At 44.3% G+C, this 13241-nt stretch carries 9 protein-coding genes; 2 read left to right on the plus strand and 7 right to left on the minus strand.

The genetic code is table 11. From position 1 onward, the window contains the following. Window positions 1-8: 8 nt before the first annotated feature. Entirely contained in the window at window positions 9-5573 is a 5565-nt protein-coding gene (locus QY309_13990) for an MG2 domain-containing protein (GenBank protein ID WKZ58972.1), read from the minus strand. Between the two features lie 159 nt (window positions 5574-5732). Here QY309_13990 and QY309_13995 point away from each other — a divergent pair, with 159 nt between their 5' ends. Further along, window positions 5733-6785 carry a mechanosensitive ion channel family protein gene (locus tag QY309_13995; GenBank protein ID WKZ58973.1) on the plus strand — a complete coding sequence of 351 codons (1053 nt, stop codon included), beginning with the start codon at window positions 5733-5735 and terminating at the stop codon, window positions 6783-6785. Window position 6786: 1 nt separating this feature from the next. Here QY309_13995 and QY309_14000 read toward each other — a convergent pair whose 3' ends face one another. The 5 genes from QY309_14000 to QY309_14020 are packed head-to-tail and all read right to left on the minus strand — an operon-like array spanning window position 6787 to window position 11642. Next, entirely contained in the window at window positions 6787-7485 is a 699-nt protein-coding gene (locus tag QY309_14000; protein ID WKZ58974.1) for a M15 family metallopeptidase, read from the minus strand. Between the two features lie 59 nt (window positions 7486-7544). Then, complete coding sequence (locus QY309_14005) at window positions 7545-8648, minus strand: chorismate mutase (GenBank protein ID WKZ58975.1); 1104 nt, start codon at window positions 8646-8648, stop codon at window positions 7545-7547. 33 nt (window positions 8649-8681) lie between these two features. Then, on the minus strand, window positions 8682-9584 hold the full coding sequence (locus tag QY309_14010; GenBank protein WKZ58976.1) for a prephenate dehydrogenase: 903 nt from the start codon (window positions 9582-9584) through the stop codon (window positions 8682-8684). Further along, window positions 9581-10780, minus strand: a complete 1200-nt coding sequence (locus QY309_14015) for an aminotransferase class I/II-fold pyridoxal phosphate-dependent enzyme (protein WKZ58977.1) — start codon at window positions 10778-10780, stop codon at window positions 9581-9583. The genes QY309_14010 and QY309_14015 overlap by 4 nt, the downstream gene beginning before the upstream one ends. 19 nt (window positions 10781-10799) lie before the next feature. After that, complete coding sequence (locus QY309_14020) at window positions 10800-11642, minus strand: prephenate dehydratase (protein WKZ58978.1); 843 nt, start codon at window positions 11640-11642, stop codon at window positions 10800-10802. Between the two features lie 321 nt (window positions 11643-11963). On the opposite strand from QY309_14020, the gene QY309_14025 reads away from it, so the two are divergent. Further along, window positions 11964-12377 carry a hypothetical protein gene (locus QY309_14025; protein ID WKZ58979.1) on the plus strand — a complete coding sequence of 138 codons (414 nt, stop codon included), beginning with the start codon at window positions 11964-11966 and terminating at the stop codon, window positions 12375-12377. Here QY309_14025 and QY309_14030 read toward each other — a convergent pair. Then, window positions 12371-13240, minus strand: coding sequence for a ChaN family lipoprotein (locus QY309_14030; protein WKZ58980.1), 870 nt, complete (start codon window positions 13238-13240; stop codon window positions 12371-12373). The two genes, QY309_14025 and QY309_14030, sit on opposite strands and share 7 nt — an antisense overlap. Window position 13241: the final 1 nt, after the last annotated feature.

The following is a 13241-nucleotide window of genomic DNA, read 5'->3' on the forward strand; positions in this document are numbered from 1 at the left end:
ATCCGATTTTAAATTCCTGATGGTTTAACAACCTGAACGACTTGTCCTTTCCTACGTGCATAGATTGACCGGTCGTACATGGCTTCACAACTTACAGCCGGTAAGTAATACGTTCCGGCATAGCTAGCCGTCAACATCACCTGAAATGTTTTTCGTTGATTGACTGCAAGATCAAAATACGTATACACCCGGTCATCGCGAATATCCTGATAGGTAGGCACATCACCACCCAACCGGCTTTCTGCCTCATCCAATCGCAGGTTGTTAATCTCCCAACCCGAAGGAAAAATCTGATTCAGTGCCAAATTCTTGTAGGCACCTTTTGTTCCCGGATTCGAAATGGTAACCGAAGCAATAAACTCCTTGCCCTGCTCCAGTGAAGTCGGATCAATAGGTTGACCATCCACATCGGTATATACAATACTTAAATTCAGGTTATTGGATTCTTCTGTTTCATCACCACGCGCTGGTGTTCCTTCCGAAATCAGGCGCACGAACAACGAGCCACCGCTTTCACTCACTACTTTCAACGCATTTGATTTTACACCATCAACTGGAATAGAAACCTGTGCAATCGGCAATTCGGTGCTGGCTGAAATATCTTTTCCATTATACGAGTAGGTAAACTTCAAGCTGCCACGCTTTTCTGTTCCTGCAAATGCCCCTACGGATTTCAAACACCACGCTACAGTTTGCGTACTCATCCAGTAGGACGAATTGCTTAATGAAGCAGAAATATCTTTCAACAACTCAAATCCCTTGGTACGATCGCCCAACAAGACAAGTGTTTCCAGAATGATAGCCTTGTCACGCAAATCCGATCCATAGGTATACGCCATCTCCTGATAAGGCTTAACCACAGTTGGTATTTTTTCGACTAACGCTTTTGCTGCTTCTGGCTGTCCTGCTTTTGCGTAAGCTGCAGCCAACATCCAGGCTGCGGTTACCGGTAAATTACCTTGCTCGCGCAACCTGTTCATGGCACCCAATTCCGGATCTCCTGCCAATGCAAGAGAATACAACCGATATGCCTGAATAAGTTCGCTGCTATACATTTCCTGATTCCTGCGCCACGCCTGTGCTTTACTGCGTTGATACTTCTTCCACTTCCTCAACATATCAGCAGGAACCAGGTATCCCTTCTTCTCGGCCTCCACCAAAAAATGACCAGCATAGGTTGTTGACCAGCTATCGGCATTTTCAGCCCCTGGCCAGTACCCAAAACCACCATCGCGCTGATGAAATGATTTTAGTCGCTCAACACCAGCTTTGATGTTTGATTGAATCATGCTTCGCTCCGCATCAGTCAATACTTTCACCTGATCCAAATATAATTGTGGAAACACAGAAGAGGTTGTCTGCTCAATACAGCCATACGGATACTGCAACAAATACTGCATGCGCTGACCAAGATTAATCGGAGGAAGGCTTGATACTTCAAGCATTGCCGAATTAGAACCTACCATGCCAACGGGTGTTACTGATCCATTCCAGGTTTTACCGGCATCAAGCAATGCTTCTTGCACACGGGTAACCGGAGGATTTGGGTTACGTACAGCAATCTCAATCACATCAGTAGCTTTGAAATTTCCTGATGTTGCCGTTACCTCAACTTTTCCAACGCCTAATGTTCCCAACACAGCAAGATCAAACTCAACGGTTTGGTCAGAACCAACCATATTTACCTGTTGCGAAGCCTGACTCAATTGCAAAGGCCCTGACGTTTTTACTTCAACTTTTACATTCCGGATATTCTTATCCATGGTAAACAAGGTTATCGGTAACTTAAGTTTTTCTTCCGGGCCCAGCACACGTGGCAAGGTCGCCAGCACCATCAACGGCTTGCGAACAGGTGTTGCTTTTTCGGCTGCCCCATAGGCTCCTTCATAGCCGGCCACCAGCATGGTTTTAACTGAACCGATGTATTGCGGCATAATAAACTTATGTTCATCACTTCCCCCTGTAAGAGTAAATGGTCCGAAAAATTTCACCACGGGTTTAAATCGATTCGCTTTGGCATCATCTTCCTTAGCTGCTATTTCCATATCACCACCAATGGCAAGCAATCGTTCAATGCGTGCACCGAAAGCACCCATTACATTGTCGTACAAATCCCATGTTTTTACGCCAAGTGCTTCGCGTGCGTAAAAACGTTTCCACGGATCAGGCGTTTTGTAGCGGGTAAGGTCAAGTAAACCCTCATCAACAATCGCTAACGTGTAAGTCATTTTACGCTTTGATTTTTCAGAAACACGAATCACAACTTCCTGACCGGGCTCCAGCACATCGGGCATGGAAAGCTCTGGCTCAAGATGTGTTTTTGGATCTTCCACACCGATTGGAATAACTCCGTACATGCGAATGGGTGAGTCGTTTACTGTTTGTGCATGCGGTTGAATAAGTGTAACATGAACAAAAGCATTCGGTGTCATTTCGGGTGTAATGGTGAAATTGAAAGGCGTATCCCCTTGTTTGGTTTCAACCCAATAACTTTCCAATACACGGCTTCCATTTTCAATGCTAACTAAGGCTCGTCCTTCACCACTTCCGGGAATAACAATACTGGCCTTTTCACCAATGGTGTAATTGCTTTTATCGGAAGAGAAGGTCAGCATGGTAGCTCCTTCACTTCCACCGCGTGCGCGACCAGCCCATCCTGGCCAATCGATGTACACAATTTTGGCTGTTGAGTGACCCGAAACAGGATCGTATGCCTTCACAAGGTACCTGCCCCAATCAGGGTATTTGATTTTAAAATTCCATTGGCCCTTGCCATTGCTGGTGCGAATGGTTCCCTTGCTGATTAGTGTACTGTAGTAATCGCTCATGTACACCGCACTTTCTTCTGTATTATCCCACCACGACCGCCACCGGAGTTTGTGAATAGAAACCTCCACCTGATCACGGTTAACCGGATTACCATCGGCATCGATGGTCACTACATCAACCGTGTGTGTAGTGTCGGTTAACAACATGCCTCTTGCCTTATCGCCAAGCGGAAGTCTGATTCCCGTAAACGATGTATATGGATAATAGGGTATGCTAAACCGATCGATTGAAAAATTACCACTCTCTTCAAATACTTTTCCACGAACAATGGCATTTAGCGCACCTGGTGAAGTGGTGGTTGGCTCAAGTGAAAAATTAACACGTGCATTTCCTTCCGCATCAGTATACCCACTAAAAATAGTTTGCGCTTCGCTGTAAAATTCTTTTGAAGGATCTTCAAATACGTAATCCGGATAGCGGGAAAATTTCGTTTCAGCCTTTGTAAGCAGTACCTCAAATTCGGCCATCAGGTTTTTACCCGGTGCCCCGTGTAACCAATTCACTTTTAAATCCCCTGAAATGTTATTGGTCCCGGCTTTGATCTTATCTACGCCAAAATCAAGATTGATTTTTAGCCGGTTTGGCTTTACAGTTTCAATCTTTACCAATTGTGAGAACTCAGTTCCCCCAACTTTGACCCGCGCAGTCCAGTTACCGGTTGGGGCATCATCGGCAGTTACCGTAGCAAATTTGTAAAAACCATTTTCACCGGCAGAACGAACCAGCCGGCTTGCTACCTGACCTTGTGGATTCTGAAGTTCAAACACAACCGGATGTGTAGCCGGCAATCTTTTCATCTTATCTTCCAGCACAAACGTGAGGAACAGGGAGTCGCCCGGACGCCACACCCCACGCTCACCATAAATCATTCCCTTCAGTCCTTTGTTCACCCGTTCACCCCCAACATCAAAACTGCTCAACGAAAGCGATTCACCATCCGGAAGTTTCAAATAGCCACGTTGTGCACCACTTTTAGCAACCAACGCAAATGGGATTTCATCGCTTTGAATCACAGCCTTTCCATCGCTGCCAGTTGAAGCTGTACCGATGACCTGCTGCTGGTAATTATACAACTCCAGCGTCACTCCCGATTGTGGCTGTGTGGTTTTCAGATCAGTTACAAAAATGGTGGTGTTGCCATCGGCTCCCCGTTTTGCAATCAAGCCAAGATCGGAAGCAATTACATTTCGTTTGATATTACGTTGACCGGTATAATACGATGAATGACACGGATTATCGCGTTCACGCCAATCGTAGTCATAACCATAATAATAATCATCGTACGAATCCCAGTAACTTGATTCTCCTTCACCTTCCGACCAGTCTTCTTCTTGTTCAAATGCTGCAGCGGAAGCCTCTTCGCCTTCGTTACAGGCTAATGTTGTATAAGCCTTTTTAACATTGAGGCGCACCTGGTAAATGGCCCCTGGTTCGGTATTGATTAGTGTAGCCAAATCCAGTGTAAAGCGATTCCATTTTCCTAAATCGGTTACACCGGAATTCTCAAGCGAAATCATCTTCTTCAATACCGGCTTCCCAACCCTGCGCAATTCAGCATTACCGTCATAATTATTGACTTGTAAGAACTGAACGATATTGCGCTCATAAATTTTCACAACCTGCACTTCAACGGCCTTCAGGTTCACCGCTTCAAAAGGTAAAATCAATCCATCCGAGCTCGGCAAAATAGTTCCTTTGCCCACAAAGCGCACAGCTGGTTTTACCTCTTCGAACAACACATCAAAAGTCCCTCCTTCTTTCATGCGGTAATCCAAAACGTTTCGAACACCGGCTTCAACCGTAAGTATTTTGCTTCCGGTTTGACGAACGGCCGGATAAATCTTCACTTCATTATCGCGGACCTCAAAATCAAGACTGGATAATCCCTCAATGCGGATAAGTCCTTGTAAATTCTGTTTTTCACTAAGCGGATCAGAAAATTGCACCACCACATGTTGTGTGGTTCCCTGATCAACGCGAACATTCATGACTTTAAAATCGCTTAACGCAGGAATCTCAACCTCCTGAGCAGATGACTGACTGATCCCCAAAGGCTCTCCTTCAATGGAGATGCTGACCTTACTGGCTGATTCCTTACGGGAAACTTCTTCTATGACAAATGCATGTTGCTTTCCTTCACCTGCATGACTCCAGCTAACTGTAAGCGGCTTACCATCCTGATTGGCCTGTAACATCTTTTCAACTACATCGCCATCTGCAAAATCGGATGTGAACAAAATACCCTCAATCTTCTGCCTAACCAATTCCGTTTTTACGTAAGGCTTAATATTATCAATAGATAATTCATAGTGTTGCGGTATAACCTGAAACGAGTAAACGAAGTTACTGAGCGATGAAGGAACCTCCATTAATTTCGAGAGGCTGAAATTTACTTCATAACGCTGACCGGATGTCAGCCGGAATTCGGGCGTAAACTCAACCGTTCGCTTATCCAGCCAAACTGTTTTCCCCTTAACGGTTGGTGAAAAGTTAAAAAGCCTGGCGCTTGTTTCTGATCCGACTACATCCTCCGATACAGCATCTTCCGCCAGAATAATGCGGATAGTTGCTGTTGAGCTGATCACGCCCGATGTGTAGGAGGATATATACTCTGCAAAGGCCGGGTTGAGCGCAGCTTGCGGCTCGCGCGAGCCTGTGCTGGTAATTCCATAAAATAAGGCAACAGCAAATACGCCAACACCGATCACACCGATCGATATCTTTTTCCAGGGGAGGTTTTTCATAAGATGCAAGGATTAGGAAATGAAATTTCGAAAAATTAACGGAGAATGATTGCACGATTGTATAAAATCTTTGCAAAGATTTTATAATAAGGTGATTTCGCTCAGGCTAAAAAGTTGATAGTCGTTAACTTTGAACCTCATAACAAAATCATTGGCTATATGGAAGATCTGCTTCAGGAGAAATACTTAAACAATACCGTACAAGACTATGCCATTGCACTTGCCATTATCCTAGGTGGAATACTGGTTGTGCGTTTGTTCCGCAACTACTTGCTCAGGCGTCTGAAGGCGTGGGCTGCTAAAACAGAAACTTCATTTGATGACTACATCATCACCGGAATTGAAAAATTTGGATTGCCCATTCTGAATTTTATTGTGCTCTATTGGGGCATCCACTACCTCAAACTATCCGACCAAATATCGCGAATTGTAACAGTCGCAACCTCTGCGGTTATTGTTTATTTCGTTGTTCGCATTGTACTTACTATTATCCGAAAGGCGCTTGAAGCCTACGTGCTCAAACAAGAAAACGGAGAAACCAAACTCAAGCAGATTACCGGCATCATGATCGTAATCAACATTACGGTTTGGGCGTTAGGCCTGGTGTTTTTGTTCGATAACCTTGGGTATAATGTAACGGCCATTGTCACCGGTTTGGGTATTGGTGGTATCGCAATCGCGCTTGCAGCACAAAATATTCTGGGCGATCTGTTTAACTATTTTGTGATTTTCTTCGACCGTCCTTTTGAAGTTGGCGACTTTATTGTGGTTGATGACAAGAAGGGAACCGTTGAATATATCGGAATTAAAACTACCCGGCTTAAAAGCTTATCAGGCGAACAGGTGGTGATTTCAAACAGCAACTTAACGAATTCAAGACTCCATAATTTTAAGAGGATGGAGCAAAGACGTATTGTATTTCAGATTGGCGTAGTGTACGGAACACCGCTGGAGAAACTGAAGGAGATACCTGGAATTATTACTAAAATTCTGGAAGACGAACCCATCACCACTCCCGATCGTGTGCACTTTGCCAGCTATGGTGATTTTAGTCTAAATTTTGAAATCGTGTTTTTTGTACAGAGTGCTGATTATAAACAGTACATGGACATCCATCAGGACATCAACTTCAGAATTTACGAAGCGTTTGAGCAGCGTGGTATTGAGTTTGCATTCCCAACACAAACCATACACCTGCAAAAACAGCCTTAGCCTATTTGCAGGCTACGCCATCTACGTAATTGGTGATGATGTCAATCTTAGCCGCTGTTTCGCTGCCTAAGAAATCGCGTATATCGGTCAGCGCTACTGTTTTTTTATAGGCTTCCAGAAAAGGAATGGAAAGCGGTGTATACGACCAGTGCCACCGCTCTTCTTCGTAACCAGTTCGCCCATCCGTTTTTGTAGTGTACGGTTGGCAGAATCCATATTCATGGGCATGCGCCTTCAGCCATTCGTAAATTTTCAAGCCCTCGCCAGAATCAAAATACTCATTGTTCAGGTTGTTGAGGTCCATATCGGTACCCCAATGGTGGCGCGATGAACCCGGCATTGATGAATAGAGTAAAATCTTCTTTGCCCGATCCACATCAGTTTTAGATTCCTTGTCATTAACCCATTTTCTTTCCCAAATGGCTTTTTGCTGTAAATAATTTCGCGTAGCCGAAATGATCACCAGGTTTACGCCATCTTGCTTTGCAGCTTCAGCCATGCGTACAAAGGCTTCATACGTTTCCTTACGCAAATAAGCTCCTTTTGCTGATCCACCTGTATACTGGTCGTCAAGTTGCACAAACCGGTCATCCTGATTTTGATTGAACTTGCCCAACAAATAATTTTTATCAACATCCTGCGCATGCAGAAGTGATAGACTAAAAAGAAATAGTACAAGAAATGAGGTAAGTGACTTCATATTCGGTTTGGTTACAAAAATGAAGCCTAAAACTAAGATTTTACCTCAAAACAAGAAACCTAAACTTTTACATCGGCCTTGTTCATCACACGGGTTTGCACCTGTATGGATTCCTGGTGTACCAGCTTAAGCATTTCGCGAGAAAAATCCTCAGATAATCCCATCGCCAACCCAAGCGCTACGCGTGTATGAATGATCTCTTCCCAACGATTTACCTGAAGAATGGTGACCTGGTTATCCTTTTTGAACTGGCCGATCTTTTCAGATATTTTCATTCGGGCCGCAAACTTCTGCATGATCTCATCATCCAATTGGTCAATCTGCTCACGGAACATACTCAATGCATCCTTCACATTTTTATCTTCAGCCGATGGCGTACGCACCACCAATCCCTCAATAATTTTCGCCAATGATGATGGTGTTACCTGTTGCTTCGCATCGCTCCACGCAGCATCCGGATGTATGTGACTTTCGATCATCAACCCAGCCATATCGAGGTCGAGTGCTTTTTGTGCAATGAACGGAATCAATTCGCGCGTACCGCAAATGTGGCTGGGATCGCAGATGATATCCAGTTCCGGAATGCGTGTTTTCAATTCAATGGCCATATCCCACATGGGTGCATTTCTAAACGGTCCTTTTTCGAATGAAGAAAATCCGCGATGAATGGCCGCTAACTTGGTAATGCCAGCCTTGTTCAAGCGTTCAAGCGCTCCGATCCATAATTCCAGATCAGGGTTAACCGGATTTTTCACCAACACCGGAACATCCACGCCCTTCAACGCATCCGCTATCTCCTGAACTGAAAATGGATTTACCGTTGAACGTGCACCTACCCAAAGAATATCCACACCGGCTTTCAAACAGGCTTCCACGTGTGCCCCATTGGCTACTTCCGTAGCAATGGGCAACCCGGTCTCCTGCTTTGCTTGCACCAACCACTTCAATCCTTCTTCACCCATGCCCTCAAACTGACCGGGCCGTGTGCGGGGTTTCCAGATTCCGGCACGCAATACATGTGCCTTTCCGGTTGCTGCAATTTGCTTGGCCGTTGTAACCATCTGGCTTTCTGTTTCCGCACTGCACGGACCACTTATAATGAGTGGCCGCGTAGTTGCAGGCGACCAGTTCTTCATCGGTTCAAGTTGTAATTCCTTTTTCATAGTTGACATATCCTTATTTATTTCTTAAAATTTTTATGCTTTTACCATTTCGGTTTGTTTGTTCTCTTTTGTTGATGAAGCTGAAAGTTCAGTTCCATCCAGTATTCTTCTGATTTCGTTTGCTTCGGTCATAATCCTGTACAATTCGGTTGTATTCTTTTTCATTAAATGATATTGAAAGCGTTGCAAATGAATGATGTATTCCTGTAACGCCTGGCTCAGGTATTCCATGTTTTGCTCAAAAATGGGCGCCCACATACCCGGTGAACTTTTTGCCAGACGCACCGTTGACGCAAAACCACTACCGGCCAGGGTGAAAATATTTTTTTCATCCTTTTCAATATCCAACACGGTTTGCCCCAACAAAAAAGAACTTACGTGCGACAAATGCGAAACATACGCCACATGTTTGTCGTGTTCATCAGGTTGCATGTAGATGGCTTTCATGCGCAAGGTTTCAAATACCTTGTTCACCAAAGCCAATGCTTCCGCAGATGACCGCTGATGTTCACAGATAATGGTTGTCTTTCCAGTAAATAATCCGGAGAACGCGGCATCGGGTCCGGAATTTTCAGTACCCGCAATCGGGTGAGCCGCCACAAACTGCGCACGCTTTGGATGGTTGGTAACCGCTTTACAAATCTGTGCCTTAGTGGATCCTACATCCATCACAACCGTATGCTTTCCGATGCTATCCAACACCTGCGGAAGTTTGCCAGCCAGCAAGTTTACAGGGATTGCAAAAATTACAAGATCAGCCGAAGTAAAAGCTGAATGTTCATCTGCTATCCGATCAACAATTTTTAACTCGACTGCTCGCTCACCATGAGCCGCACTGGCATCCACCCCAACCAGTTCAGTAGCCAACCCTGTTTTGCGCAGGTCAATTGCCAACGAACCCCCAATTAAACCCAATCCAACAACTGTTACTTTCATACTGCTACTGATTTATCTTTTAGCGATTCAGGCTCTGCTTGCTTCCAGTCTGCAATCCGCTGGTGTGCTTCTTTCAACTGTTGTTCAGGTGAACATAATGAAAGCCTGATATACCGGTTTCCTGTCTGACCAAAAACAAAACCTGGTGTAATGAAAACTTTAGCACCATATAAAATCTGATCAACCCACTCACCTACATCCGCAATTTGATCTGGCACCTTTGCCCACACAAACAATCCGGATTGATTCGGTGAGTATGTGCACGAAAGTGTATCCAGAATTTTGTGTGCCCATGCCTTTCTGCTTGCATACACCTTATTCAATTCCGTAAACCACGCTGCGTCATTCTTCAACGCCTCAACCGCGGCATGTTGTAAGCTAAGAAACATTCCCGAGTCCATGTTGCTTCGAACCCGCAGCACCGCATCAATGTATTCCTTCCTTCCGGCCACCCAGCCCAAACGCCAACCGGCCATGTTGTGCGACTTACTTAAGGAGTTTAATTCAAGTGCGACTTCCGTTGCTCCTTCTGTTGATAAAATACTGATGGGATGATCGTTCAGGATCAGGCTGTATGGGTTATCATTTATGATTAAAAATTTATGTTTGCGCGCCAAATTAACCAACGCCTGCAATTCATTGTGCGAAGCAATGCGTCCCGTAGGCATATGCGGAAAATTAACCCACATGATTTTTACCCGCGATAAATCCTGTTGTTCCAGTTCCTCCAAATCAATGCCCCAGTTCAATGTTTCTTTTAGCGCGTATGTTTTGGGCTTGGCGCCAACCAGTTTTGTCACAGAAGCATACGTTGGGTAACCCGGATCAGGAATCAATACTTCATCTTCTTCATTCAGGAATGCCATGCTGATATGCAAAATCCCTTCCTTTGATCCCATAAGCGGAAGAATCATGGTTTCGGGATCAAGAATGACATCATATGTGCGATTGTAGAAATCAGATATACTTCTTCGAAAATCCGGAATCCCTTTGTAGCTCTGATAGCCGTGACTGTTGGGTTGCTGTGCCGAAGTGGTAAGCGCATCAATAACAGGTTGTGCCGGGGCTAAATCCGGACTGCCAATACCCAGGTTGATTACTTTTAGTTTCGGTGTATCCAGCGAACGCACTTCTGCCAGTTTTTTGCTGAAGTAGTATTCCTCAATGTGTTGTATTCTTTTCGCGGTTTCAATCATAGTATTTCTGAACAATTCATTAGTTGTATTCAATTTTTGCCTTCTTATACTCACCCAATACGTTTAAGTTTTTTACCTGCCGCAACACCTGCTTCATCGCATCGTCATACTGTTTTCTCCGCTTCCATTCCACATCTACATGAATGCGGTATTCACTGGGCTTTCCGATAACCGGTATCGATTGAATTTTTAACAAGTTGATCTGATTTAGCTTGAACGTCATCAATGCATCAGCCAGGCTGCCCACTTCATTGGCCACTTCAAAACTCAACGATGCCTTGTTTGCCTTTTCATTATTTTCCGATTTACGGGTTAACACCAGAAAGCGCGTAAAGTTTTTCTTGTGGGTTTCAATGCGCTTCTCCAGAATTTGCAGACCATACTTTTTCGCAGCCAACTCATTGGCAATGGCTGCGGTTTGTTTAAGCTTTAATGTTTTAACACGCTTTGCTGAAAGAGCCGTGTCATCACTTTCGCGGATTTCAATGCCATTCAACGTGTGGATGAACTCGGTACACTGGCGCAAAGCCATTGGGTGTGATTCAATGGTTTTGATATCGGACAGCTTTACACCAGGCAAGGTTAGCAGGTGCATGTGAATGGGCAGGTATAACTCGCCCACAATGCTGAAGTGATATTGCTGAAGTAAAAAATAATTCGGAAGGATGCTTCCGGCAATGCTGTTCTCAATGGCCATTACGGCAAAATCAGCTTCGCCCTTTTTTAAGCTTTCGCATAACGCATGAAAAGTCAAGCATTCAACCGGTTGAATAGCTTGCTGAAAATAAGTTCGTGCCGCTACTTCGTGAAAGCTGGCTTCCAATCCTTGTATGGCGATTTTCAGTTTCTTGTTTTTTGTCATGTTCGTTCTCATAGTTCAAAAACGAGAGCACAAAAAAAGTCCCGGCTATTCACCGGGACTTTTCTGAGTTCTCTGTTATCGTTTACATCAACAACATACCGCTACTCGTTCAAATCCCGGAAGGGCCTGAAAATAGTAGTAGTAAAACCAAAAAGATGCGTTGATGCTTTTCATTTCTCTAATCAATGGGCTAAAGAAAAGGTATTTTCAATTGCCGACAAAATATTTCAAACATAATTTTCAATGAACTAATGCCTGTTAGGAACGGTTTGGGAAGCGTATGGTTGTCGATATCTTTGATACAAATACCTCTGAATCACCATGAAAAAAACGATTGCACTCCTTACCCTGCTAAGCTTTACACTCACGTATTGCGGCCAGAAAAAAGCTGAAGAAGACCCAAATAAAGTGCTGTATAATGAGGTGATGGACATCCACGATGAAGTGATGCCCAGCATGGATGAGCTTTACAGGCTTAAGAAAGATCTGGAGGAAAAGATCAAAAATTCACCTGATTTGGTAGAAGATAAAAAGCAACAGATGGAGCAAACCGTGCTGCTACTGGATTCCGCCAGCAAGAGCATGATGAGCTGGATGCGTGAATTCAGCCCGGAAGAATATGAAAAGGAGGCGCAGCGCGATTACCTAGAAAAGGAATTAAAGCGGGTGCAAACCGTTAAAGATGTCATGCTGAAAGCCCTTGATGAAGGCAGAAAAGCATCTCAGGATCAATAGGTTTTTGTCATATCAGCCGGAATCGCAATGATGTAGTCGGCTGTGTTTTTGTTTTCATCATTTAGTTTGTCTATCGCATCCTGACTAACCGGATGAATGGTCACTATCTTCAATGAAGGTTTTGCCTTCTTCAGGTAATGGTAGATCCCCTCAAAATTTTGGGAGTGATAAGCGCCATGGTAATGAATGAAGACACCTTCCTTCATATTCTGAATGATAAAATGTGCCATGGTAGCATCCTTCACGGCTTGCGATCGGGCCATGTTCTCTCCGCTTCCCGGGCCGCCATGTCCGCCCATGGATGAAATCATATTTTTATATCCCGGTAATTCCAGATCGATTTCAATGGGAAGAGGCGCAATGTTTTGGCGGGCCTCCTCCGGAAGCGTAGTCAGCGCCTCAATCCCTTTGCGATAAACAAGATTAGCATAACGTCTCGGTACATTGGTGGCAATGGCATTTAACTTTTGCGCTTTACAAAATTCAATCAAAGGCTTGTAGTCGTTTTTGTAGTTATCCCAAACTTTGGCCTCACTCAATAAATGCCGCTCTTCAATCACACCGGTCAGGTATTCGTTCAGCACCAACTGATTGTCGGCTTCAAACATTTCAAAGCCAAGGGTAAGTTTTGGATTAATCGCGTACAAATCCTTGGCCACTTGCAGTTCAAGCCAATGGTTAATGGAATTGTCGTGCATTTCACCAAACAATACCACATCGGCTTTTGCCAACTCGGTAATCATTTTTTGGTAGTCAGCCGACTTGCCTTCTTTGTTAAATAATTTGAATGCCTGTTTTTCCTGGGCGAATGAGGATTCAAAACAAAAATTGAGAAACAGAAAAATGAGAACAAAATACTTCATG

This window comes from Cyclobacteriaceae bacterium (assembly GCA_030584025.1).
Taxonomy (GTDB): domain Bacteria; phylum Bacteroidota; class Bacteroidia; order Cytophagales; family Cyclobacteriaceae; genus UBA2336.